22 protein-coding genes are annotated in these 23,944 nt (G+C 32.9%); 13 read left to right on the forward strand and 9 right to left on the reverse strand.

Annotated elements, in window-relative coordinates; all coding sequences use genetic code 11:
• Positions 1 to 55 precede the first annotated feature (55 nt).
• The gene (locus tag ACNI3C_RS00245; protein WP_419770258.1) at positions 56 to 250 is read left to right on the forward strand and encodes a hypothetical protein; all 195 of its coding nucleotides are present in this window, start codon (positions 56 to 58) and stop codon (positions 248 to 250) included.
• Complete coding sequence (locus ACNI3C_RS00250; protein WP_419770259.1) at positions 244 to 1,473, forward strand: HD domain-containing protein; 1,230 nt, start codon at positions 244 to 246, stop codon at positions 1,471 to 1,473. The genes ACNI3C_RS00245 and ACNI3C_RS00250 overlap by 7 nt, the downstream gene beginning before the upstream one ends.
• A 29-nt stretch (positions 1,474 to 1,502) precedes the next feature.
• On the opposite strand, the gene ACNI3C_RS00255 is transcribed toward ACNI3C_RS00250, so the two are convergent.
• The 4 genes from ACNI3C_RS00255 to ACNI3C_RS00270 all read right to left on the reverse strand — a co-directional run bounded on the left by ACNI3C_RS00255 (position 1,503) and on the right by ACNI3C_RS00270 (position 7,777).
• The gene (locus ACNI3C_RS00255; RefSeq protein WP_419770260.1) at positions 1,503 to 3,488 is read right to left on the reverse strand and encodes a TonB-dependent receptor; all 1,986 of its coding nucleotides are present in this window, start codon (positions 3,486 to 3,488) and stop codon (positions 1,503 to 1,505) included.
• An 89-nt stretch (positions 3,489 to 3,577) separates the two neighbouring features.
• Positions 3,578 to 4,738 carry an ankyrin repeat domain-containing protein gene (locus ACNI3C_RS00260; RefSeq protein ID WP_419770261.1) on the reverse strand — a complete coding sequence of 387 codons (1,161 nt, stop codon included), beginning with the start codon at positions 4,736 to 4,738 and terminating at the stop codon, positions 3,578 to 3,580.
• Complete coding sequence (locus ACNI3C_RS00265) at positions 4,735 to 5,487, reverse strand: hypothetical protein (RefSeq protein WP_419770262.1); 753 nt, start codon at positions 5,485 to 5,487, stop codon at positions 4,735 to 4,737. The genes ACNI3C_RS00260 and ACNI3C_RS00265 overlap by 4 nt, the downstream gene beginning before the upstream one ends.
• Entirely contained in the window at positions 5,480 to 7,777 is a 2,298-nt protein-coding gene (locus tag ACNI3C_RS00270) for a hypothetical protein (RefSeq protein WP_419770263.1), read from the reverse strand. Before ACNI3C_RS00270 ends, ACNI3C_RS00265 begins: the two co-directional genes overlap by 8 nt.
• A gap of 180 nt (positions 7,778 to 7,957) precedes the next feature.
• On the opposite strand from ACNI3C_RS00270, the gene ACNI3C_RS00275 reads away from it, so the two are divergent.
• The 9 genes from ACNI3C_RS00275 (at position 7,958) to ACNI3C_RS00315 (ending at position 17,157) form a co-directional block, all read left to right on the forward strand.
• Positions 7,958 to 8,215 (forward strand): hypothetical protein, encoded by a 258-nt coding sequence (locus ACNI3C_RS00275; protein ID WP_419770264.1) that lies wholly within the window; start codon positions 7,958 to 7,960, stop codon positions 8,213 to 8,215.
• Positions 8,216 to 8,227: 12 nt separating this feature from the next.
• Positions 8,228 to 8,638: a hypothetical protein gene (locus ACNI3C_RS00280; protein WP_419770265.1), complete on the forward strand. Its 411-nt coding sequence runs from the start codon at positions 8,228 to 8,230 to the stop codon at positions 8,636 to 8,638.
• A 109-nt stretch (positions 8,639 to 8,747) separates the two neighbouring features.
• Entirely contained in the window at positions 8,748 to 10,184 is a 1,437-nt protein-coding gene (locus ACNI3C_RS00285) for an alanine/glycine:cation symporter family protein (RefSeq protein ID WP_419770266.1), read from the forward strand.
• Positions 10,185 to 10,232: 48 nt separating this feature from the next.
• Positions 10,233 to 11,357 carry a sensor histidine kinase gene (locus tag ACNI3C_RS00290; protein ID WP_419770267.1) on the forward strand — a complete coding sequence of 375 codons (1,125 nt, stop codon included), beginning with the start codon at positions 10,233 to 10,235 and terminating at the stop codon, positions 11,355 to 11,357.
• Between the two features lie 2 nt (positions 11,358 to 11,359).
• The gene (locus ACNI3C_RS00295; protein WP_419770268.1) at positions 11,360 to 12,046 is read left to right on the forward strand and encodes a response regulator transcription factor; all 687 of its coding nucleotides are present in this window, start codon (positions 11,360 to 11,362) and stop codon (positions 12,044 to 12,046) included.
• Positions 12,047 to 12,430: 384 nt separating this feature from the next.
• Positions 12,431 to 14,077 carry an adenylate/guanylate cyclase domain-containing protein gene (locus ACNI3C_RS00300; RefSeq protein WP_419770269.1) on the forward strand — a complete coding sequence of 549 codons (1,647 nt, stop codon included), beginning with the start codon at positions 12,431 to 12,433 and terminating at the stop codon, positions 14,075 to 14,077.
• A gap of 4 nt (positions 14,078 to 14,081) precedes the next feature.
• Entirely contained in the window at positions 14,082 to 15,137 is a 1,056-nt protein-coding gene (locus tag ACNI3C_RS00305) for a hypothetical protein (protein ID WP_419770270.1), read from the forward strand.
• 116 nt (positions 15,138 to 15,253) lie between these two features.
• A complete protein-coding gene (gene aspA / locus ACNI3C_RS00310) occupies positions 15,254 to 16,666 on the forward strand; it encodes an aspartate ammonia-lyase (RefSeq protein WP_419770271.1) in 1,413 nt (470 codons plus the stop codon).
• On the forward strand, positions 16,663 to 17,157 hold the full coding sequence (locus ACNI3C_RS00315; RefSeq protein WP_419770272.1) for an asparaginase domain-containing protein: 495 nt from the start codon (positions 16,663 to 16,665) through the stop codon (positions 17,155 to 17,157). Before aspA ends, ACNI3C_RS00315 begins: the two co-directional genes overlap by 4 nt.
• A 46-nt stretch (positions 17,158 to 17,203) precedes the next feature.
• Here the strand turns inward: ACNI3C_RS00315 and ACNI3C_RS00320 are convergent, their stop codons facing one another.
• Positions 17,204 to 17,485 (reverse strand): hypothetical protein, encoded by a 282-nt coding sequence (locus ACNI3C_RS00320; RefSeq protein WP_419770273.1) that lies wholly within the window; start codon positions 17,483 to 17,485, stop codon positions 17,204 to 17,206.
• A gap of 119 nt (positions 17,486 to 17,604) precedes the next feature.
• Entirely contained in the window at positions 17,605 to 18,249 is a 645-nt protein-coding gene (nth, locus tag ACNI3C_RS00325) for an endonuclease III (RefSeq protein WP_419770274.1), read from the reverse strand.
• Between the two features lie 171 nt (positions 18,250 to 18,420).
• On the opposite strand from nth, the gene ACNI3C_RS00330 reads away from it, so the two are divergent.
• Both ACNI3C_RS00330 and ACNI3C_RS00335 read left to right on the forward strand, forming a co-directional pair.
• Entirely contained in the window at positions 18,421 to 19,254 is an 834-nt protein-coding gene (locus ACNI3C_RS00330; RefSeq protein WP_419770275.1) for an HDOD domain-containing protein, read from the forward strand.
• A 38-nt stretch (positions 19,255 to 19,292) separates the two neighbouring features.
• Positions 19,293 to 21,257, forward strand: coding sequence for an EAL domain-containing response regulator (locus ACNI3C_RS00335; protein WP_419770276.1), 1,965 nt, complete (start codon positions 19,293 to 19,295; stop codon positions 21,255 to 21,257).
• A 46-nt stretch (positions 21,258 to 21,303) separates the two neighbouring features.
• Here the strand turns inward: ACNI3C_RS00335 and ACNI3C_RS00340 are convergent, their stop codons facing one another.
• The 3 genes from ACNI3C_RS00340 to ACNI3C_RS00350 all read right to left on the reverse strand — a co-directional run bounded on the left by ACNI3C_RS00340 (position 21,304) and on the right by ACNI3C_RS00350 (position 23,944).
• Positions 21,304 to 22,878, reverse strand: a complete 1,575-nt coding sequence (locus ACNI3C_RS00340) for a methyl-accepting chemotaxis protein (RefSeq protein ID WP_419770277.1) — start codon at positions 22,876 to 22,878, stop codon at positions 21,304 to 21,306.
• Positions 22,879 to 23,045: 167 nt separating this feature from the next.
• Positions 23,046 to 23,438 carry an ExbD/TolR family protein gene (locus ACNI3C_RS00345; protein ID WP_419770278.1) on the reverse strand — a complete coding sequence of 131 codons (393 nt, stop codon included), beginning with the start codon at positions 23,436 to 23,438 and terminating at the stop codon, positions 23,046 to 23,048.
• Positions 23,435 to 23,944 (reverse strand): MotA/TolQ/ExbB proton channel family protein, encoded by a 510-nt coding sequence (locus ACNI3C_RS00350; RefSeq protein ID WP_419770279.1) that lies wholly within the window; start codon positions 23,942 to 23,944, stop codon positions 23,435 to 23,437. The genes ACNI3C_RS00345 and ACNI3C_RS00350 overlap by 4 nt, the downstream gene beginning before the upstream one ends.

Consider the following 23,944-nt stretch of genomic DNA (forward strand, 5'->3'; position numbering starts at 1 on the left):
GTAAGCGCCTATTTATCTATATTATGGGATAATGAAAAGAAAAAAAAGGCTAATTATGAGAGAAGATTGGGTAGCTTATGTTGTGGTTTTAACCGTTGTTGCATTTATGCTTCTTGGTAAAAAAATGATTTTCTTTGGTGATTCAGTTATTGTCGAAAATGAACCAGAAGAAGAGATTCTTGAAGAAAACATTATTCCCGAAGTCATTCCTGTAAATGAGAGTGAAATTCCAGAGAATACAAAATGCTAAATCCAAAAATTATTGACTATATCTTCTCTTCTGCTTCCATTCAAAGATGGAATGATTATCCTCGAATGGTTGAGTTGGTTGAATTGGACAAACAAGCTCACAAATTTATCATTGCCTTTTTTATTGCAAAACTCGAAGACGATGTAAACTACACTCACCTTATTGAAGCGGGAATTTTTGAGTTCTTAAGACGCGTAGTTGTAACCGATATTCGCCCTGACGTTTTTAGAAAAGCGTTACAAAAAAAAGCCCCTGAAATCAATAAATGGGTCATTTCAAAACTCAAAGACTCTATCGAAACCATTGACAATGGCAATTTTTTGAACAAATTTGAAGAGTACTTAAATGACCCAAGCATCTACAAAAAAGAGCGTTTTATTCTCAAAGCCGCTTCATATTTAGCCACCAAATGGGAGTTCTCAATTGTCTATCAAACCAGTGCTTTTTTAAGTGATATTGAAGATGTTAAAAAGAGTGTGGAAGAGGAGATTGAAGATTATTATGAACTCATCGGCGTTCGTAAAATAGCATTAAATAAAAAACTTGCAAAAATCATCGACTTAAGCGGACGACTTCGATTCCAAAAAAGATGGGCACAAACCCCACGAATTCCAGAGACTTCAGTTTTAGGGCATATGCTCACTGTTGCGATGTTTGGATATTTTTATTCATTAAAAATCAATGCTTGCGATAAACGATTGGAAAATAACTTCTTTACCGCACTTTTTCATGATTTACCAGAGGCGTTAACAAGAGATATTATCACGCCCGTAAAATACTCTGTTGATGATTTGTCCGATATCATAAGCGAATATGAGATCATCAAAATTCAAGATGACATTCTTCCGTATGTGCCTGAAAAAATCCAAGAGGAGTTCTCTTATTATTTGGGATTATACGATGATATGAAAGATGAATTTTTGGATAAAATCAATGAAGATGGCATTAAAATCATCACCGATGGCTTAGTTGCCTACAACTACAATAAATATAATGCCATTGATGGTTTGGCATTAAAACAGTGTGATAAACTCTCTGCTTTCATAGAAGCGAGTCTCTCTATTTCTCATGGAATAAAATCAAAAGAGTTAATAAATGGGAAAAAAGAGATTATGAAGGGATTAAAAACCATTCAAGATGTGGACTTTAAAGCGTTGGCACTTGAAGTGGATTTTGCGTTTGGTACAACAGGACAAACTCAAGCACGAATGGATTTTGAATAACAAGGAGAGGAAAACCTCTCCTTTAAAATTTAGAATTTAAATCGTAAATTGACGTACGCATATCTTCCTGGTTCATTTAAAAGGATAGGATCTGTTCCTCCTGCAGAAATCAACGTTAGGTCACTGTAAGTATTTGATACTGCATACGTTTTATCAAACACGTTATCCATACCTAATGTAACATCAAACATTTTTCCAAACTCTTGATTGTATTTTAGATTTAAAACAGCATAACCAGGCAGTTTTTGTTCACCATTATCGCTGTCAATATTATCCCAAGATTTTGCAGCAACCACGTCAGCTGAAAATTTAGACGCTTCATATTGATAATTCAAAGAGATGTTGACTTTTAAAGGTACAATATCTGCCATATCTTTATCGGTTTGACCTGCAAGTGCTTTATCTTTTTGCCCTCGTTGATAGGTTAATCCATAACCCACATCAAAAGCATCTGTTGCATAATATGCCCCACTGATATCAATTCCATAAATCGTTGCATCAATATTTTCAAATTTATTGGTTGCACTGTTTTTATTGTAATAGATATAATCATTTAACATAGAGTAAAATGCTTTGGTTTTAACCGTGAAATTCCCCATAACTTTTTGAAATCCCAAATCAAGTTCATAGTTTTTTGTCTCTTTTAAATCGGGAGTTCCAATAACGGCCCCAGCACTGGTAACATTGTACAACTCTCTTGCATCAGGAACTCTGACTGATTTTCCAAGTCCAGTAAAGAATTTGGTATTTTCATCGGCATTGTATGTAGCAAATACATTTCCTGAAAATGAGTTGTAATCGTTATCTTGTAGAGCAGAATCAGTATCAATTGAAGTATCATCGTATCTTACACCCGCATTGATATTGAGTTTGTCATAATTGTTTTCATATTTTGCAAAAAGGGCTTTATTTTTTGTATCTGTAGGTGAAATACTGTCTCTCATATACGTAGTAGAGAATCGGTAATATTGCCCTTCCCAACTTCTTTTACTTGTATCAATACCATAGCTGAGTGTGCCTTCACTGATATTCATACTGTTTTTAATTTTAAGTCCAGAAATCTTTGACTCCATGTCATTGATAACTTCACCCATTGGTCCACTTGAAGCATTTCTGTACAGAGTACTCATTGGGTGTTCAACTTTTGAATAGTAATAATCTACATTTAACTCTTTTGAAAGTTCACCCAAATCTCGAACGGTATACCCTAACGTATAGATATCTGAATCGTCTCTGAGCGCATCCATTGGTGTATTGGGATACAACACATTATCACTTCTGTTTGCTGTGTATGAGAGTTTTAAATCTTGATCATCGGTCAGATTAAAATAGAGCTTAGATAAAAGTGTTTTCTTTTCATACGCGTCCATGCCAATATTTGCAGTTTTATAACGATTCATAGCAGGCGCACTGTTTTTCACTTGTTGCGCATAAAAATCATCACCATCTCCATCTTCATATTGATCACTTTGCTCTTTTGAAACAGAGAGTAACGCTTTTACAAACTTATTGCCACCACTGATGGTTGCACTCCCTTTTTTATATCCATAACTTCCAGCATTAAGATTAATTTCACCATTCAGCCCCTCTTTAGGTGCTTTGGTTTTAATATTAACCACACCACTTAATGTCCCAAATGACTCAACATCAAAAGGTCCTTCACTGACAACAACACTTTCTACATTGTTTGATAATACATGTGAAGTGGGAGGATCCATTCTATTTGGACACCCTCCATAGATTTTTGCACCATCAATTAAGACATTGATATTATCTCTTTTTTGCCCTCTTAAAAGAATATCATTGGCAATTCCACTTCTTCTTATTAATGAAATAGAGGGAACATTTTTGCTTAATGCCTCAGCTAAATCGGCACTTTTAATCTCTTCAGAGCTGACATTCTTTACAATTTTTGTATTGACACTCTCTTCCACGTTTATGTTTTCTAACTGAATTGTTTCATTTGCACCCAAAAGTGTGGCACACATCAACGATAAATAAACACTTCTTTTCATCTTCATCCTTTAAAAAATTTCTTGATTATCTCAATTATGTGTTAATTTTGTGTTAATCATTTAAACAAAGTCAAAAGAGAATTTATGATTTAAATCTCTTTGATGGAATACGATTCCAATAGTATGAGTATTTTTTTTGATTTTTGAAGATTTTCTGAATTATAGGAATTATCCACTTTTTGGTACTGTTTTTCATTTATGACTGTTTTCTCTTTTGCACTTTGGATGGCACTTTGAATGTGTTCTTTTGAGAGTTTATGTTTTAAAAGATATTCTACGGTTTCAAGATCATTATGGTAAACGGCTTTTTGTAAAAAATACTCCCCATGACGATTATCTTTAGAGTTAATATTCAAATGGCTCTTTTGTAAAAGAAGGGTAAAAATTTCTTCATTAAACTTCTCAAATGCAATATGCAAAAGATTTTCGCCTTCATACAGAACCGTTAAATCGTAGTTGTAGTTGTTTAAAAGGTATCTTGCCATTTTTGAAGAATAGTGCAACGCTGCAATTAAAGGATTGTATCCATCTCGTACCGTTCCAATGTTACCTTCATAGGGGTCTGAGCCATATTGGACCAACAGTTCAAACGTTTTGATATCACCTACTTCAGCAGCTTTTATCAAAGAGGTTCGAGGAGCATACCCTTTGTAACTGTCTTTGATGCCATGTTGTAAAAGTTTCTCTATGATACTGCTCTTGTGTCTGGCCAATGCCCAAATGGTATAACTCAACTGTTCTGTCTCATTGCTTTTTAAAAGTTCATCCACATAAAGGTTTAAAACATCATATTTTGCTTTTTGTATGGCCAATTCATAAGCAGAATGCTTTGAACCTTTGGGTTGATACAAAGGATTAAAACCATATGTTAATAACAGTTTTACTGTTTCAAGATTCCCTTGCCGAGAAGCCCACATCAATGCATCATTTCCATAGCTGTCTTTTACATATATTGCTGCTTCATCTTTTGATTTAATGGCTTTTATGACCTTATTCATTCCAGCAGTTGCCGCTAAAATAACCAAAGGGAAAACCTCTTGCTCCATTCCACCCACATAGGTTGTATGAACGTTGGGTGTAACAATGCGTTTGATACTCTCTTCATTGGCCAATTGTTTTAAATCGATTCCAGTGTTAATAAGAGCAAGGGCTTTATCACTTTGTTTATTTATGATTGCATCAACCAACTCTTCATAAGATGAAGCCCACACCATAAGAGACAAACAAAAAAGTAAAACAAAAATTCTCATCGCAAATGTCCATTTCTCTTCTCAAAGAGTTGATTCTTTACTTCTTGTTCATATTGGCTTTTATATTTTTCGTACTCTTCAGATGTCCAATAAATATGTTCTATACTGTTTGCAAGCCATAAAGGTTTAAACACCATCTCTTTTAAACTCACTTCACGATAGACAATAGGAGAGATATTTTTCAAAACCTCAGCAAAGTTTTTTTCATTGTTCAAATACTCATAAACATCCGACATATCTATTTTTGAGTAGAGTGTTAAAAGCAAAGGCTTGGCTTTAGAACTCTTTTGCATGACCAAATAGAACTTATCTTTGTAAGGGTATAAAAAGTAATACGCCGCACCTTTTTGAAACTGCGTTTGTGGATTTTCATTCATTTTTAGAGCAACCGCTTTTGAAGTGTCAAATCGGTACTTAAATTCACCATCAAACAGTCCCAACTTAAAAGAGAGAAAATTGACAAGTGCATTAAAAACAATCACCGCTACCACAATTAAAAAAGCCTTTTTAACTTTTGAAAACAGCTCTTTTTGATTGCGTTTTTTTTCTATTTTTAACGCTTCTGTCTCTTCTGCTGCTTCCGTTTCAAGGGATTTTTGAGAGAAAAAGTATTGCCATACAAAGGAAATAAGCACAAACACAACCATAAAAAAAGCAAAACCTTCAAGTGAAATAGGATTTAAGCCAATGTTTCTTTGTAATAAGGTGGCAATACTTCCTGCCACGATGATTTTAACAATATTATTCATTTTTCCCACTCTCATAATACAAATCTTCCATATCGACAAAATAGTTTAAAACAATTAACTTGTTTTTCACCGCTTTATCTTCAAAGATAACATTATCCAAGGGTTTATAATTGGTTAAAGCGTGATTGATAAGCATTTTAAGTTCATGTATGTTTTCATAACTTAATTGCTCGTAAAATCGAGGCAACTCTTCAAAAAAGGCCACAAAACTGTTGGCATTTTCTACACTGACATTTTTCATTGCGACACTTTTTATCATCTCAACTAAAGCATAATGGCAAGCATCTTTATTGATCAAATACCAATCAAAGAGTCGATTAACCACACAAATAAGTGAAGACAAATAACTCTCATCGTTCTCATGTATGATTGAAGCATACATGTTCATCATGTGAAAGGTGAGTTCATCACTTTTAAGAATATCGTAACCATCCACTTTTTTTATCTCATTGGCAAATGTTTTCAAAAACCACTCTAAAGAGGAGTGTTTTTCATTCATTGAACGTAAAATGCATTCAAGTGAACTCATAAGTAAACCAAATCTTTTGGCAATATGTTGGGCAATAAGTCGATGCTCTTCATTGTTTGCGTCATAAAAATCTTTAAAATGCGTCATGACTTGTTCAAAATAATCAGAGGTAAATTTCATCTCATCATGATAAAGCGTTCTTGTGAGTGTTCCTTCGTATCTTATCGCTATATCATCTTTTTGATAGGCATAATACTTCGCTTGTATAAATTGTTCAAACTCTGCTATTTTTTTACAACTGTTTTTAGCATAATTTACAGCAAGAGGAATTTCCAAGGTTGCTCTTTGTTTGGCAATATTTTCTATTTCCCAACTCTCTTTGACGGTTTTGAGATTTTTTTCAAACTGCTCTCGTGATGTCTCTTTCGCTTCTGGAGCCAATTTCACCACATCGTCATTGTATTGATAAAACTTCTCTAACTCTTTTTGGCTCAATGTTGATAAATAGACAAACAAAATATCCTTACTCACGGTAGAGACAAACTCATTGAACTCTTCACTTGTCAGTTTTACTATCTCATCCACGCTATTATTTGAAAAATCCACATCTTCAAACTGCTCGTTTTTTATTTTAAGCCATGTGGGAACAACTCTGTTATCATCGGGCAAATTGCCTCTTTTGAGTAAATCTTTAAAACTTTGAATCGTATTTGTTTTTTCTTTAGGCTTCTTCTCTTGTGAAAAAAGATTTTCCAGATGGCTTAATTTTTCTCTGTACTCTTTTTGCAAAATCAAATATTTGTGTTCAATACCTAAAGTGACATACTCCCCATTTGTCTTTTTAAACTCAACGGGTAACTCCACCCTCATATCAAAAATATCTGCACTGACAGGATAAGAGTAACCAATGGTTCCTGTACTGCTGTCCTCTATAATCTCTTCATAACCACTTGGTACTTCCATGACACCCACTTTTGCACCCCAAAGTCCAATTGCTTCTAAATCGGTTTGAGTGCTTGGAGTATCTAAAAGTTGCATATAATCTTCAAGTTCTATTTTGGATAAATTGATTTTCTCTTTAAAAGCTTGGGAAATGTGTGGAAATGTTTTTTCTTCATTGGTTTGAAGTTTCTCATTTGTTTCTACATTGATAATTTCAAACGTTGTATCCTCTTTTGAGAGTTCAACAATATTTGCCAATGCGTTTATATACTTGTATTCAAAAGGCAATACCAACGTATCATTATCAATATCATAAAGTCCCATAAAACCATTTTCATCATGTAAAACACTGTAGCCAAATCGGTAGATATTATTCACCGGATAATCTTTGGGGTAGACAATACTTTGTTTTTTTAAAATCAAATGAAACATGATATCACCAATTTTCATCCAAACCATTTGAGAATTTCTGGTCACATTTTGTAAATCTTCTGGTGCATATAATGTAATACGTTCGAGTCTTTCAAGTAAAATAAGAGGATAAATATTTGAAGACAATATCTCTTTAATACGTATGGGTTCAACCTCTTCATTTTGTGCGTGTGCCTCTTTTAATGTGAGAAAAAACTGATTGGATTTATTTTTATAAAGGGTCAAAGATTTTATCTTTTTGAGTCTTTTTTTAAACTCATCGGTAGTAGTAATGCCAGCTACAAACTCAACCCAAAAAAGATAGCTTTTTAACAACTCTCTTGTGGGGTTTGAAAATATCATGAGCTTCAGTTTTCTGTAGAGTTTTCCAATGCCCATAAATATCAAAATTAAAATCACAAAAAATAAAATTTTTCCAACAATTTGCCCCAAAGAGTAGCTCTGCATTTTTGCTCCTAAAAATTCCTGTCTCTCAAGTAATACCTACGTTTTTGAGACATGTTTATTGTACCTTCTATCCCATTTACTCAGACTTAATGGAAGAGCAAAACTCACTTAGAATTTCAAGATTCTTAAAAGGTATCAATGGGGAAGTATGTTATACTTTTTTAAATACAAAGGCAGGGCATGAGCAAAGTTATATTAGACGTTAATGAAAAAGAATTAACCACCGTTTTAACCATTTTAAAGAGTCTAAAAACAGGCATGATAAAAAATATTTCCGTTGATAAAGAGCAAAGTTCATTAAAAAACAAAATTTCAACAAATAAATATTTATCCAAAAATGATTATAATGATAAACTAAATAGTACAAATGTGGCAAATAAAGTCTCTGGTTCAAGATACTTAAGCCCACAAGAGTTTAAAGAACGATTAAATAAATAACAAAGGATTATTATGCAAATTATGTTGGGCTTTGTGCTTCTGCTGTTTTTATTGGCTTTTATTATTTTTAAAGTCAATAAAACGTTTGGAAAAAAAGAGATTCTTATTCTTATGAGTGTAGTGATTTTAACAATTATTGCGTATCTTTCATACAATAAAAAAGAAGAAGAGTTTTTCCCTAATATGTTTAAAGAGAAATATCTACAAACAAAAAACATCGCCATACAAAAACTCTCTTGGGAACTGCTCAACAACAAACAAGTCAGCAGTAAAGATCGATATATTTATAAGTTTATTTACATCATCAATAAAAGTGACAAAACCTATATTTGTACCGCACCCAAAGTTGAAATCAATAAAATTGGAGACGAATATATTTTTACCAACTTTATGCACTTAGAAGAACAGTGCATTGAACAGTAATTATGGGACGAATAAAAAATATACAAAAACAGTAAATCTGCATGGAATATTTTAGACACTTTTAACACCCCTTGACGTGTTAGAATTCTCTTAAATAAAAGGAGATAAAATGTTAGCAGAGATAAATTCGCTTTTAAATAACTTTATTTGGGGTTCAGTTTTAATCTATGTTCTTCCCATTCTTGGACTGTTTTTTACCATCAGTTCACGATTTGTACAGTTCAGATATTTTTTAAAAATGTTCCACATATTAAGAGAGACGGCACACGACAAAGATGGGCATATCAGCTCTTTTCAAGCACTGATGCTCAGTGTTGCAGGACGTGTTGGTGGAGGTAATATTGCAGGGGTTGCCGTTGCTATTACTTTAGGTGGACCAGGTGCCGTTTTTTGGATGTGGGTCATTGGTTTAGTGGGAATGGCCACAAGCTTTTTTGAGTGTTCATTGGCACAACTTTATAAAGAAAAAGATGGTATCGATTCTTGTGTTTACAGAGGTGGGCCTGCTTATTATGCAACAAAAGCATTAGGGCAGAGATGGTTAGGTGTGATTATCTCTGTTTTATTGATGATTACATTTGGATTTGCTTTTAATGCGACTCAATCTTTTATCATTTCGACCTCATTTGAATCGTCATTTCACCTTCCTACTTGGGTAAGCGGATTGGCCTTAACTCTTGTTTTTGGTGTTACTATTTTTGGTGGAGTCAAAAGAATTGCTCAAATGTCAGAAGTAATTGTTCCTGTTATGGCAATCAGTTATTTATTAATTGCATTGGTTGTTATTGTATTAAATATCAATGAAATCCCAACGCTTGTTAGCATGATTATATCAGAAGCGTTTCATCCCTCTAGTGCCATTGCAGGTGGTTTTGGTGCCGTTATTTTACAGGGGGCAAAAAGGGGTATGTTCTCAAATGAAGCGGGACTGGGTTCTGCTCCAAATGTAGCTGCTGTTGCTTATGTTGGACATCCTGTTCAACAAGGAATTGTTCAATCGTTTTCAGTCTTTATTGATACCATTATTTTATGCTCTTGTACCGCATTTATCATTCTTTTATCGGGTGCATATACCCCAGGATTAGAGGGTGTACAAGGTGTTTTATTGACTCAAACTGCATTGATTGAACATGTGGGGCCTTTAGGTGGATATTTTGTTACATTTGCACTGTTTTTGTTTGGTTTTTCATCCATGATTTATAACTACTACTTAGCGGAAAACAGTTTGAACTTTTTCAGTAAAGGCAATGTAACTGCATTTAATATTTTCAGAGTGATTTGTATTGCTTTGGTTATTTGGGGTTCATTTCAAGATTTAAGTTCTATTTTTGCTTTTGCGGATTTATCAATGGGATTATTGGCCGTCATTAACATGATTGTTATTGCACTTTTATATAAACCCGTATTACGATTAATCAAAGGGTATGAAAGACAAATCAAAGAAGGCATTGTACCTGTTCTGAGATACAATGACTACAGTGAATTTAAAATTGATAAAGCTATTTGGAAAGAGATAGTTGATAATATTAATGACAAAAAATCATAAATTAAAAGTGTGAGTTTAGGCTCACACTTTTGCAGCAAGGATAATTCAGTGTTTAATAGGGATGGCATACCATTTTTTATCATTATGATACCTTTTTTGTCCATCATTTTTTGTGCTTTTTTTATAAGCTCGTACCACTTAAAAATAAATGATGAACACTTTCAATCAGAGATTCAAAGCTACAAACAACTCTATTTACAAAAAAATCACTCAAGTCAAAATTTAGATGAAATTATAAAAAATAAAACTCAAATCTATAATCAAAGCAAAAATAAGTTTCTTAATTTTGTGATTGTATTAACCATATGTGTTCTATTTTCTATGTTTTTATTTACACTTTTAATGAGTTCAATTATCAATGAAATTGTTCAAAAATATATCACCAAAGTTCAAGATGAAGAACGAAAATTAAAAAATCTGAATGAAACCTTGGCCTCAAAAGTGGCACTTGGTATTGAAGAGGGAAAACGAAAAGACAAAGCCATCTTAGAACAATCAAAATTGGCAAAGATGGGTTCAATGATCAGTATGATAGCCCATCAATGGCGACAACCATTGAGTGAACTCTCGGGTATTTTAATGGAACTTGAAACGGCAACTCGCTTTAAAAAAGTCAATGAAAAACATATTTTCTACTCCATTGAAAAAAGCAATGCCATGATTGAGTTTATGTCAAACACCATTGATGATTTTAGAAATTTTTATAAACCCGATAAGAAAAAAGAGTATTTTTTAATCAGTCATGCATGTAAAAAGGCTCTGAATTTAGTGGATGCCACCTTGCATAATTTGTCCATTGATTTGACCTTTGATTTAAAACATGACAAAAAAATCTTCGGTTATCCCACCGAATACTCTCAAGTGATTTTAAATCTTATCAGCAATGCAAAAGATATTTTAGTTGAAAAAGAGATTAAAAGCCCAAAAATTCATATTACTATAGAGTCAAAAGGGTTGCAAAGTATTGTAACAATAAAAGACAATGCTGGGGGAATTACGGAGGAGAATCTTGATATGATTTTTGATCCTTACTACAGTACCAAAGAGTCCTCAAAAGGGACAGGATTAGGACTTTATATCTCAAAACTCATCATTGAGCGCAATATGGGGGGAGAACTGAGTGTTGAAAACGACCAAGAAGGTGCCGTTTTTAAAATAATCGTATTAGGATAATCATGGAAAATCATTTATTAAAACAGTTAAAAGAGATCACCATTTTATGTGTTGAAGATGAAGAGGGTATCAGAGAGTTTGTTGTCAATACTTTAAAATACTATTTCAAAGAGGTTTATGAAGCAAATAATGGAGATGAAGCCTTTGAAATATATGAAGAGTACAAACCAAAAATTGTATTAACCGATATTCAAATGCCCAAAATGGATGGCATTGAGTTGGTGAAAAAAATACGTAAAACGGATAACTCAACAATGATTATCATGCTCACAGCTCATGCAAATGAGGAGTATTTGATTGATTTAATCAACTTAAATATTGACCACTTTATTTTAAAACCCCTCAACTCAAAAAAACTTGATGAAGCTTTGAATAAATATATTGAAAAACACTTTTCTCAAGAGATATTTTTACACCAAGATTTAAAACTTGATTTATCTAAACGAGTATTGATTTATAAAGAGACAACTATTATTCCTTTGCGTAAGCGAGAAAAAGATTTTCTTGAACTGCTTTATGAAAATAAAAATGCCATCACAACGTATGCACAAATAGAGATAGAACTGTGGCAAGACAAATATATGACCAACGATGCTTTGAAATCGTTTATCAAAGAGTTACGTAATAAAATGCCCATCAATATCATAAAAAACAGTCCACAAGATGGTTATTTTTTAGAACAAATTTAACTGTTTTATTCTCTGAGGCAATGACAAAGTACAATTCAATAAAAAAAATGATTCAATAACAGCCTTTATCAGCCAACTATTAAAAAAAAATGATACCATTATAAAAAATAAAAATTCATTATTTAAGGTCAGATTTTGAATCATTTTAGTAATAAATTTAATTATTTTTTATCAAAAATAAAAAAAGTCAAAAATAGTATACAACCAAAACTTCAAAACTTTCTCACCTCTGTAAAGGTGAACATAAAAGCGGCATTACATCAATTTAAGAACTCTCTGAAGATATTATGGACACACATCAAAATACTCCGAGACAGATTTAAAAGCTCTCTTTTTTTGCTCTGGCTAAAAATAAAAGCGGCCTTACATCAATTCAAAAACTATTTGAACATAGTATGGGGACAAATCAAAGTACTCTTACATAGATTTAAAAACTCTCTTTTTTTACTTTGGCTAAAAATAAAAGCAGCATTACATCAATTTAAAAACTATTTAAACGTATTATGGGGACAAATCAAAACACTTCTTCATAGATTTAAAAACTATCTTTTTTCACGTTGGGTGCGTATAAAATTATCGATACCCATATTACAAGAAAAAATAGGACTTATTGTAATCATAAAAGGTGGGTTAAAACTTAAGCTCATTGGTTCTGCCGTAATTATCATCTTATTTACCATTATTACACTCAGTTCGATTATTATTTATCTTATGAAAAATGCCATTGAACAAAAAGCCATAGAAGTTGCAACAACGTCTATTGAAAGAATTGCTGACTTTTCCAATCACGCTTTATTGGAACGCTCTTATGAAAATCGTCTGACACTCAATGAAATGATTAAAGATATTCGCCTTTCAAAGATTGAAGGAATGTTGGACATCTCTATTTATCAACATGTTAAAACAAAAAAAAGTTCCCAGTTCAAATATTTAGCTGGTTTTAGAAATGTACAAAAAGATCTCTTCTTAGAAGATACGGCTTTAATTGAATCTTTAAAAAAATCAACATCAACTGCCGTTACATATGATAATCAAATGTTTACGATGGAAGAAAAAAACATTGAATCCTTTCGTTTTGTTAAACCCATTTATTATACATTCCAGAAAAAGAGTATTTTATTGGGTGTCGCCATTTTATACTATGACAAAGCGACCATTACAGGTATCGTTCGTCATGTTATTTATATTGCCACACTCATTACATTGGGAATTCTTGTCATCACCATTTTCCTAACCTATCTTGCAAGTTTACGCTTTACACGCCCTATTCTTACCATTGCACATGCAGCTACCGTTGTCTCTCAAGGTGATTTTAATATTGATTTAAAAATTTTAACCAACGACGAAATTGGGGAGTTAGCGAATCGATTTAATCACATGGTCAAAGGGTTAAGAGAAAAAGAAAAAATGCAAATGTTTATTTCAGGTTCAACCATTCACATGATTCAAGAAGACTCAACACGCCAACTGATTTTAGGTGGAGAGTATCGAACATTAACCTTTCTTTTTTCAGATATTCGTGGATTTACAGCCATGAGTGAAACAAAAAAACCAGAAGAAGTTGTCAATATTATCAATTTTTATCTCAATCTTCAATCGGAGATTATCAAAGCATATGGAGGAGATATTGATAAATTTGTAGGCGATGAAATTATGGTCTCTTTTATGGGAGACGAGAGTGTTGATAAAGCGATACAGTGTGCCATTGCCATTCAAGAGTCTATTCTCAAAGAGAATAAAAAACGTCAAAGCAACCATGAAACCATTTGCAACGTGGGAATTGGTATTCACAGAGGGGAAGTGGTTGTTGGGAATATTGGTTCTCATGAACGTATGGATTTTACCTCAATTGGTTCTACGGTTAACTTAGCAGCAAGATTGTGTTCACATGCCGCTGCAGGGCAAATATTAATTGAAAAATCAACGTGTGATATGGCACAAAACAATTTTGATACCCAACTTGTTGACCCAATATTGGCCAAAGGAATTGAAAAACCTGTCCCGATTGCTTCAATAACCATTAAAGGATAATAAAATGAGATTACATCTATTATTGAGTTTAAGTTTAATGTTTTTTTTCACGGGGTGTGTGTTAGTACAACCCAATTATATGACTTCAAATGACAAACGTTTGGTCTATCAAAGTGTTCAAAATGAGATTGAAGAGTATAAAGTTCAAGCAGACATCTATTATCATACAGGTTACTATGCCGATGCCGCAAACGCTTATGAAATGGTCAATTTTTATGAAGACGCTATTGTTATCCCTTTAGAAAAAATTCGTGCAACGCGTTTAAAAGCGAAAAAAAATGCCAAATCTCACTATTACAGAGCCTTAAAGTATCTCAAAAACAATAAAAAACGGGCATTGATTGAATTGAATAAAACCCTGCGAAATAATCCAAATTTCAAAGACACAAAAATCCGATTTGAAACACTTAAAAAGGATATCAAAATTCAAGCTATGTTAAACAAGATGGAAGAGAGTTTAAAACATGAGCTCAACAAAGATTTAAATCAAGCAAATACTCTCAAACGAATAGAAAAAGCAACAAACAAACTCTCCACCTATGACGACAGCAATTCATTGGTTATAGAGGCCAAAAACACATTAAAGAAACAACGAGAACTGCTCCTTTCTAACGCCATTACTCTGTATAATCAAGGTAATTTAGACTCTGCGGAAAAGAAATTTCAACTCATCCAATCGGTTTATCCAAAAGATACCGTTTGTAGAAAATATCTTTCAAATATTTTTGCAAAAAAAGATTTGAAAATTACACTTCAAAAAGCAAAAAAAGCGTTAAAAGCCAATGATTTACCTTCGGTCATATCTTTGTGTGAAAAAGCCATGGAATATGCGCCTTACAACAGTGAAGCGCGTACTTTATCACAAACGGCAAAAAAAGAGTATGAGAAACAAATACCAAAACTCATTGATGAAGGGAAAACTTTTTACAACAACCAAGATTTTGTAAATGCCAAAAAACGATTCCAGTCTGTTCTTCTTTGGGATGCAGACAATGGCACCTGTTTGGCTTACATTAAAAAAATCGATCAACAATTAAAAACAATAGAGAGCCTCCGATAAGCTTTTTATTGTTTCTTTAACCCATTAGCAACTTTTCAAAGTCAAAAGCACACTTTTTACATACTTCTTTGTTATACTATTTTATATAAGAATAATTTTATATTTAAAGGCAACCTATGGAAGAGTTATACAGAATTGAAAAAGATTTTTTAGGTGAAAAGAAAATTCCAATGAACAGCTATTATGGCATTCAAACACTAAGAGCCAAAGAGAATTTTGATATTACCAAAACCGACATCTCTTTGTTTCCTAATTTCATAAAATCATTGGCAAAAGTTAAAAAAGCGTGTGCCTTGACCAACTATGAATTGGGTGATTTAAGTGATATCCAAAAAGATGCCATTGTGCAAGCGTGCAACGAAATCATTGATGGAAAATTTCACGACCAATTTATTGTGGATCCCATTCAAGGGGGAGCTGGAACTTCTACGAATATGAATGCCAATGAAGTCATAGCCAATCGAGCCTTAGAGATATTGGGGAAACCAAAAAGTTCATACGATATTATTCATCCCAATAATCATATCAATATGAGCCAATCCACCAATGACGTTTACCCAACGGCGATTAAACTCACCCTTCATGAATTAATCTATAAACTCAAAGACTCCTTACGATTCTTAAGGGATTGTTTTGATGAAAGAGCCAATGAGTTCCACGATGTGTTAAAAATGGGAAGAACTCAACTTCAAGATGCCGTTCCTATGACACTAGGACAAGAGTTTAAAACGTTTGCAGTAATGATTGATGAAGACATTTACCGACTCAGAGATGCCCAAGCCCTTTTAAAAGAGGTCAATTTAGGTGCAACGGCTATTGGTACAGGAATCAACACCAAAGCCTCTTATCAAAGAAAAGTTATCAGCAATTTACGAGAAGTCACAGGCATTGATTATGTCAGTGCAGGTGACTTAATTGAAGCCACACAAGATACGGGTGCGTTTGTACATATTTCAGGCATATTAAAAAGAGTTGCGATTAAAATTTCTAAAATATGCAACGATTTACGACTGTTAAGTTCTGGTCCACGTGCGGGATTTAATGAAATCAACCTTCCCCCTATGCAACCAGGAAGTTCCATCATGCCAGGAAAAGTTAACCCTGTTATTCCTGAAGTGGTCAATCAAGTCGCTTTTGAGGTTATTGGAGCCGATACTACTATTTCCATTGCCAGTGAAGGAGGACAACTGCAACTCAATGTCTTTGAACCCCTTATTGCCTATAAACTTTTTACCTCAATTAATATGATGCGAAGAGCCTTTTACTCTTTGGGTGAAAAGTGTGTCAAAGGCATTACCGCCAATGAAGATGTTTGTATGGAAAATATTTTAAACTCAGTCACACTCGTAACGTGTCTGAATCCTATTTTAGGGTATGAAAAAAGTTCTGCCATTGCCAAAGAAGCTTTGGCTACAAATAAAAGAGTCTATGATATTATTCTGGAACAAAAACTCTTCACCAAAGAGGAGTTAGATGAACTCTTACACCCTAAAAATATGGTGCATAATTTTATCAAGGAAAGAAAATGAAAATAACCGTTTTAAATACCGGTGGAACGTTTAATAAACGATACAATCCTCTTTTAGGAGAACTGGAAGTTCCAAGCGATGCTGTGGCATTAGATGATATTTTAAAGTCCATGCACAATGTTGAATTAGAGATTATTAATATTATTTCAAAAGACAGTTTGGATATTACCAATGAAGACAGAGAGTGTTTGGTCAATGAAATCAAAAAAAGCCCCAATGAGAAAATCATTATTGTCCATGGTACAGACACCATTGATTTAACTTCCGATTTTATTGCAAAACAAATTCAAGATAAAACCGTTGTTCTTACAGGGGCAATGGTTCCTATGAGCATTGATAAAGTGGAAGCCACCATCAACTTTTCTTTGGCCCTTGGCTTTTTAAATGCCACTGTTCAAAATGGTGTGTATATTGCCATGCACGGTGCCGTAGCTCCCTATAAAACACTCACAAAAAACAGAACACTTGGACAGTTTTTACTTCAAGCATAAAACTTAAATTGTAAATATATGCCCGAAGGCATATATTTATAAAAATTTATTCTCCACCACCAATGGCGGCATTCATCTGTGCATGAACATCTACGTGAACAATTTCATTGTAAACCTCTTTGGCTTTTTGCAAAGCAAGAATGAGTGCATCAATATTTTCATATGGAATTTCTACTTCTCCTGCAATTTTACCAAATTCATTGATATCGAGCTTTACAACAGGGTCACTGTAATCACCATGCGGTTTTTCAACATGTGTTACATTGATTTTATCTTCACCAAAATGGTGAGCCAAACTGATTGATTTTACATGTGTACTTTCAGACATGACGTGCTCCTTTTATTGATTTTTGAATTATCTATGAATTCAGTATAACACTAAAAAAAAGAAGCAATGATTAAGTTTTTAAGCTAGATTTAATTTTTTAAGTTTCAATTTACTCTGTTTTATTGAGGTTTAAACGATTTGGTGGTTTTGCATACATGGGGGAATAAACACTCATCACAATCAGGTTTTACAGCTTTACAGGTGTATCTTCCAAACAAAACCATGGCTTGATGAAAAATGTGCAAATCGCCTTTGAGTTTTTTGACCAAATCGGCTTCGGTTTGCTCTACGGTTTTACCCTCACTTAAACCTAATCGGTGAGAGACTCTAAAAACATGCGTATCCACTGCCATTAAATTTGCCCCTTCTGATTCAATCATAAAAACATTGGCAGTTTTGTTTCCCACCCCTGCGAGTTTCATGAGTTGTTTGGTGTCATGGGGAATATCTCCACCATGAAACTCCACAACACTGCGAGCCATTTTAATGATATTTTGTGATTTATTGTTAAAAAAAGAGCACGATTTAAGTAACTCTTTGACCTCTTCAAGTGAGGCTTCTGCCAAATCAAACGGTGTGGGATATTTTTCAAACAATGCAGGCGTAATAATATTGACCCGTTTGTCCGTACATTGGGCGGAAAGTATAATGGCAATAAGCAGTTCAAAATCATTTTTATAATGCAGTTCAGTTACCGCATCGGAATATTTTTCAACAAAGGCTTCTTTTATTATTTCTATATCTTTTTTTGTTGCTTTTTTCATCTTGAAATTGTATTGTATTTTTTTAAATATTGCATTAAATGTTTCAATACAGATTTCAAATAAGATAAAAATAATAAAATTTGAAATTATTGAAGAATTATATGGAATTTTGCTATACTTATTCTTAATTGATAACAACAAGTATTTAAGAGTTAGAATGGAGGAAAATTCATGAAAAATAATTTGCTGTATGAAAAAATTGATGCCTTGCCTCCATTACCCAGAACCATATTGGAATTAGAAGAGTTTAAAAGAACTCCGGATAAACAACCTGAAGTATTGCTTGATATCATCCGTCAAGATCCTTTAGTTGTGGCCACTATTTTAAAAATTGCTAACTCTGCCATGTTTGGTTTTAAAAGCAGCGTTGAAACACCCAACCGTGCCATTAATCTGCTTGGAATTAATTTTACACTCTCAATTGCCTTTAGTACCAGTATTAAAAATGCCATTAAAACAGATTTACTCGCTTATGGTGTCAACAGTAATGATTTTTTTGAAATCACTAATATGAGTTCTACCTTACTTTCAAGCTGGGTTTCACAATTTGACCCTTATTTAAAAGATGAACTCTTACTCCCCACGTTTTTACAAGAGACGGGGAAATTCCTTATTTCAGATCTTATTATGGAACAAAATCAAAAAGAGAATTTTTTAAATGATTTACAAACTTCAGAAGACATTGCGTCAGTAGAAAGAAAATATCTCTCAACAACCACCTCTGAAGTGACCGCATGCATTTTTAGAAGATGGAATTTGCATGAAAAATTGATTAACTCAATTGAGTTTGTCGATAACATACAAACTTGTCCCCATGAACACATTACAGACAGTAAAATCTTAAATATAATAAAAACAATATGCAATATCGAAGATCCACTCAGTCAGGCCAGTATTTTTCAAGGATTAGAAAAAGCCAAAAGTTTTGGCTTTGACACGATTCAATTAGAAGAGGCCATTAAACAAGTCCAAACGAAAATAAATCGTCAAAAAGAGTTAACGTAAAATGAACATGCTTGTTCATATTGAGAAATGAGTTTATTATGTCAAACAAAATAAAAAATTTAAAACAACAAACCGCCAGTACAAAACTCTTATATGTAAAAGAAGCAAATCAAAAAAATATTTCACCACTGTTAGAAAAACTGTTTACAGAGATTTTTACCGTCTCTAATAAAAAAGAGGCACTCAAAGAGTTTATGACACACGAGATTCATCTTGTCATTCTTCATATGGCACCCAAACGAGCTGATACATTTGAATTGATACAAGAATTGAGAAATTTACAAACAGATATTTTTATTATTGTGTTGAGTGAAAAAAATGAAACAGATACACTACTGCAATGCCTTGAATTGAATATTGATGGATACCTTTTTGCTCCATTTACTTTTGAAGCTTTGTGTCATGAAGTCAATAAAGTTGTCCAGAAACAACAATTTGAATTTAAAAAGTATCAGCACTATGCCAATCAATACCTCAATTTATTTGACAAAACAAATATGATTTCAAAAACCGATTTAGAGGGCAATATTACCTATATCAATAATATTTTCTCTAAAATCAGTGGCTACACACCAGAAGAGGTCATCGGTAAAAATCACAACATATTAAAATATGAGGGAACACCAATAGAACTCTATGAAGATTTATGGAGAACCATCAAAATAAAAAAACAACCTTGGAAAGGATTGGTGACCAATAAATCTAAATTCAACAAAGCCTACTGTGTAGAGACCGTCATTACCCCTTTAAAAAATATTCGTGGAGAAATCATTGATTTTATTGCCATGAGAGACAGCTTAGATACCTCATTTGATGATAAAAAGTATTTAATGGACAGAATAGAACAAAATGAGTTCTCCATACTCGTCATGATGCAAATCGATGAATTTGATATGCTTGATAAATTTTACAACACCGTTACGGTTAATCAAGTGGAAAAGAACTTTGCATATAATCTTCTCTCTTATCTTCCAAAAAATTATAACTTTGACAACATTTATTCACTGGGGGATGGAAAATTTGCTCTCTTAACCGATTTTAAAAGTTTTGAAAACTCACAACTCAATATTGAGGAGTATCTCAGTGAATTCGTGGACAATGTTAAAAGTTCAACGCTAAGATTTGATGAACTGGAGTTTGATTTAAATATCTCTGTCAGTTATGCCATTGGTCAATATATGTTGTATGAAGATGCCAAAGCGGGATTGGAAGAAGCCATGAATAAAAAGAGTCAATTGAACTTTTCCAATGATCTCTCTATCTCCGTTTCACAAGAAGCCAAAAGCAATCTTAATATGATTAAAACAGTTAAAATTGCTCTGGAAAAATATAATATTGTTTCCTATTTTCAACCCATACTAAACAACCAAACCCAAGAGATAGAGAAGTACGAGTCACTGGTGCGCCTCATTGATGAAGAGGGAACCATTATCTCCCCTTTTGAATTTTTGCATATCTCAAAAAAAGGGAATTACTACAACAAAATCACCGAAAGAGTGTTGGAAAACTCTTTTAAAATATTGCATAAAATCAATACCGAACTCTCCATTAATATCTCCGTCACCGACATAGAAAAAACTTTCACACGAGAGAAAATATTTGATCTTTTAGAAGAGTATCATTCCGATGCCCACAGAATTGTTTTTGAACTCTTAGAAGATGAAGATGTAAAAGATTTTAATATCATAAAAGATTTTATTCGACATGTAAAAAACCAAGGGGTCAAAATTGCTATCGATGATTTTGGCTCAGGCTACTCCAATTTTGAACGTCTGCTCGAATTTGAACCCGATATTTTAAAAATTGATGGCTCACTGATAAAAAACATTGTTCAAGATACCTACAGTAAAAGTATCGTTGAAACCATCGTACTTTTTGCTAAAAAACAAAACATCAAAACCATTGCTGAATATGTAGAAAATGAAGAGATATTTAATATCTTAAAAGATTTGGGTGTGGATTATTCGCAAGGGTATTATTTTGGAAAACCAGAGGCGCTATAGAAACATCAAAGAGTGGAATTGAGATTTTGTTCCACTTTTCGTTGAATTAATTCAATGTTTTTAATATAGAAATTAATTCTGATGAGACTTTAATTAACTCATTAGAAGCATTTGAGGTCTCTTCTGACTCTTTTTTAGCACTTTGTGCACTTTGTGATACACTCTCCATTGTAGTCGTTATTTCATTGATTGATTGACTTGCTTCAAGTGCATTACTTGATAATTTATTGGATATATTTTGTTGCTCTGATATAGAGTTAGAGATATTTGAAGACATGGAAGTCATCTCATCAATAGTAGTATCAATGTTTTTCATAGATTCTAAAGAGCCTTTGACCAGTGATTGAATGAGTGAAATGGCACCCGTGATCTGTTTTGCTGCTTCATCTGAACGTGACGCCAAGTTTCTTACCTCTTGGGCAACCACGGCAAACCCTTTCCCCGCTTCACCAGCAGTGGCAGCTTCAACTGCTGCATTCAATGAAAGAATATTGGTTTGAAATGCTATTTGAGTAATAATATGAATGGTTTCACCAATTTTTTCAGACTCTTCATCAAGTTTTAGCATGGCAGATGTTGTATTTTTTGATTGCGCTTTTGCTTCATTTGCTACTCTTTCTCCTTGAGAAGATGCCGTTGCAATGCTTGTGATTGAAGCCAACATATCTTCGATTTTTTCTGAAACATCCGATACTGCCAAATTAATTTGAGTAATTGAATCTGTCACCTCTTGTGATCCATTCATTGTAATTTCAGCCCCTTCAGACATCAGTTTAGATGAGGCAGAAAGATTATTTAATGATTGCGTCAATTTTTGAACATTTTTTTCAATCTCAAACATTTTATTTTTTCGTTCAGTAATATCAGTGGCATACTTTACAACACGAATGGGTTTATTATCAATCCCCATAATTGGGTTATATGTTGCTTGAATCCATGCTTTTTTGCCATTTTTCCCAATTCGTAGGTACTCACCTGCATCAAATTGACCACGGTTGAGTTTTTTCCAAAACTCTTTATACTCATTTGAGTTTTTATATGACTCTTCACAAAACATACTGTGTTTTTTCCCCACAATATCGTTAAGCTTATATCCAAGTACATTCAAAAAATTTTCATTGGCATTTATTACGGTACCCTCCATATCAAACTCAATAATTCCTTGAGATTTACTTATGGCGTCCAGTTGTCCTGTGTAATATAAGTTTTGTAATTTTCTTTCCGTTACATCTTGTGCAAACTTAATCACTTCTAGCACTTTCCCATTGTTGTCTACTACAGGAGTATACGAAGCTTGAATAAAAATAGCCTCTCCCGTTTTTTTGATTCGTTTAAACTCTGAAGTTTGCACCAACCCTTTATTTAAATCATCCCAAAATATTTTATACTCTTTGGTATTGGTATATGCAGTATCACAAAAAATTCTGTGATGCTTACCTACTACTTCATCTCTCTCATAACCAAGTAAAGTTAAAAAAATTTTATTTGCTTGAATAATTGTGCCATCTGGTCGAAAAGATATCACTCCATAATTGTTCTCAATTGCCTGTAATTGCGCTTTTTGTTCTGAATTCATAAATCCAAATAATCCCATTAAAAATCTCCAAATTTCTTTTGTCACATTGTAACATTATTTTATGGAAATGCGAATAAAGTATTCAAAAAAGATGAACTTTTATCTATTTTATTAATTAAAACATGAGTACAATTGAATTTTATTCCCTATAGTGTCTAAATTTGGAGATTTATTTGTATTAAAAAAGAAAAACGAACGAGGTTTATTCTCTCTTAATTGTTCTTTTTTTCTGTAACAAGTGAAATATTAAAAAGCTGATTTTTTTGTAAAATATCCAAAACATCTACAATGTGTTTATATTGTACCTCTTTGTCAATTTTAAAAATTATCATTTTATCTTTTTCATTGATTTCAAACAGTTGTTTTTCCAACTCATTCAGTGTGATTTCTTTGCCCATAAATGCAATTTTTTTACTGTTTATCTCAATAATAATCTCTTTTTGTTTCAATTCAATCTCTTTTGCACTTGATGTGGGAAGATTTAAAACCAGAGCAAATTCATTTTTTTTAAATACCGATGAAACAATAAAGAAAATTAAAAGAATAAAAACAACATCAATTAAAGGAGTAATATCTGGGATAATTATTTCTCTTTTTTTTCTCATACTCTGTTTAAAACCTCTTTTTCTATTTTTAATTCAATATTATCTAATATTCCAATAAGGTAGTTATATCCCATATAATGAGGAATAGAGACAATAAGTCCAGCAATTGTTGTAATTAAAGCAATTGAAATACCATTAGAAAACAAACTTGGATCACCTAAACCACTTTTTGAGATAGAATCAAATGAGTTTAATACCCCAATAACGGTGCCTAAAAGTCCCAGCAAAGGAGCAATTGAAGCTATAATTTTGATGGTGTTTAATCCAAATTCCAATTTTCTTATTCTTCTACTGATAATATTTTGAATAGACTCTTTGGTAAATTCATTGCTGTTTTTTCTTGCGAACTCTATCACTTCATTAACGAAACTCTCTTTTTTAAACTTTGTTGATGATAAAACAATAAGTTTCCACAACATTATTGTAAAACCAATAATATTTAAACCTATTAAGATATACACAATTATCCCACCTCTATTGATATAATTCATTAAATCAATTTCCAT

Source organism: Marinarcus sediminis (SeqCode), assembly GCF_048571275.1.
GTDB lineage: Bacteria > Campylobacterota > Campylobacteria > Campylobacterales > Arcobacteraceae > Marinarcus > Marinarcus sediminis.

Coding starts and splice junctions, on each gene's coding strand:
- ACNI3C_RS00245 (WP_419770258.1), top strand. CDS start 56: ATGAGAGAAGATTGGGTAGCTTATGTTGTGGTTTTAACCGTTGTTGCA.
- ACNI3C_RS00250 (WP_419770259.1), top strand. CDS start 244: ATGCTAAATCCAAAAATTATTGACTATATCTTCTCTTCTGCTTCCATT.
- ACNI3C_RS00255 (WP_419770260.1), bottom strand. CDS start 3,488: ATGAAAAGAAGTGTTTATTTATCGTTGATGTGTGCCACACTTTTGGGT.
- ACNI3C_RS00260 (WP_419770261.1), bottom strand. CDS start 4,738: ATGAGAATTTTTGTTTTACTTTTTTGTTTGTCTCTTATGGTGTGGGCT.
- ACNI3C_RS00265 (WP_419770262.1), bottom strand. CDS start 5,487: ATGAATAATATTGTTAAAATCATCGTGGCAGGAAGTATTGCCACCTTA.
- ACNI3C_RS00270 (WP_419770263.1), bottom strand. CDS start 7,777: ATGCAGAGCTACTCTTTGGGGCAAATTGTTGGAAAAATTTTATTTTTT.
- ACNI3C_RS00275 (WP_419770264.1), top strand. CDS start 7,958: ATGAGCAAAGTTATATTAGACGTTAATGAAAAAGAATTAACCACCGTT.
- ACNI3C_RS00280 (WP_419770265.1), top strand. CDS start 8,228: ATGCAAATTATGTTGGGCTTTGTGCTTCTGCTGTTTTTATTGGCTTTT.
- ACNI3C_RS00285 (WP_419770266.1), top strand. CDS start 8,748: ATGTTAGCAGAGATAAATTCGCTTTTAAATAACTTTATTTGGGGTTCA.
- ACNI3C_RS00295 (WP_419770268.1), top strand. CDS start 11,360: ATGGAAAATCATTTATTAAAACAGTTAAAAGAGATCACCATTTTATGT.
- ACNI3C_RS00305 (WP_419770270.1), top strand. CDS start 14,082: ATGAGATTACATCTATTATTGAGTTTAAGTTTAATGTTTTTTTTCACG.
- aspA (WP_419770271.1), top strand. CDS start 15,254: ATGGAAGAGTTATACAGAATTGAAAAAGATTTTTTAGGTGAAAAGAAA.
- ACNI3C_RS00315 (WP_419770272.1), top strand. CDS start 16,663: ATGAAAATAACCGTTTTAAATACCGGTGGAACGTTTAATAAACGATAC.
- ACNI3C_RS00320 (WP_419770273.1), bottom strand. CDS start 17,485: ATGTCTGAAAGTACACATGTAAAATCAATCAGTTTGGCTCACCATTTT.
- nth (WP_419770274.1), bottom strand. CDS start 18,249: ATGAAAAAAGCAACAAAAAAAGATATAGAAATAATAAAAGAAGCCTTT.
- ACNI3C_RS00330 (WP_419770275.1), top strand. CDS start 18,421: ATGAAAAATAATTTGCTGTATGAAAAAATTGATGCCTTGCCTCCATTA.
- ACNI3C_RS00335 (WP_419770276.1), top strand. CDS start 19,293: ATGTCAAACAAAATAAAAAATTTAAAACAACAAACCGCCAGTACAAAA.
- ACNI3C_RS00345 (WP_419770278.1), bottom strand. CDS start 23,438: ATGAGAAAAAAAAGAGAAATAATTATCCCAGATATTACTCCTTTAATT.
- ACNI3C_RS00350 (WP_419770279.1), bottom strand. CDS start 23,944: ATGGAAATTGATTTAATGAATTATATCAATAGAGGTGGGATAATTGTG.